The sequence below is a fragment of the Pseudoalteromonas sp. SR44-8 genome, from assembly GCF_014163635.1.
Taxonomy (GTDB): domain Bacteria; phylum Pseudomonadota; class Gammaproteobacteria; order Enterobacterales; family Alteromonadaceae; genus Pseudoalteromonas; species Pseudoalteromonas rhizosphaerae.
This window is the reverse complement of record NZ_JACJDS010000101.1, coordinates 1-436: the sequence shown is the minus strand read 5'-3', so window position 1 is coordinate 436 and position 436 is coordinate 1. Positions and strand designations below refer to the sequence as shown.

General features: G+C 40.1%; 1 protein-coding gene. It reads left to right on the top strand.

Annotation, left to right across the window (positions count from 1 at the left end):
* Window positions 1–71: 71 nt before the first annotated feature.
* Window positions 72–436: ISAs1 family transposase (locus H5183_RS21500; RefSeq protein ID WP_182732692.1), on the top strand; the 365-nt coding region annotated here is incomplete at its 3' end.

Below are 436 nucleotides of genomic sequence, written 5' to 3'. Positions count from 1 at the left end.
GATCAGGGCAAGATCACGAACTTTACCTTGACTTAAAAGTATGATCTTATACTCCTTTTTCAGGAGCCCCCATGGCTGATATTCAACTATTTAAATATTTCGAATCAATTGATGATCCTCGCCAGCAGGGTAAAGTTGTCCATAAACTTTTTGATATCATATTCTTAGCTGTCAGCGCTGTCATATCTGGGTGTCAAGGCTGGGAAGATATTGAAGATTTTGGCCATGATAGATTAGATTGGCTCAGGAAGTACGTTCCTCTTGAGCAAGGTATCCCTCGCCATGACACAATCGCTCGTGTGATGAGTCGTATTGATATGACGCAGTTTCAAGATTCTTTTTCTTCTTGGATGAAAGACTGTTCTAAATTAACTCAGGGCGATGTAGTTGCGATTGATGGTAAGCGATTGAAAGGTTCATTTAATCAGTCAGATAG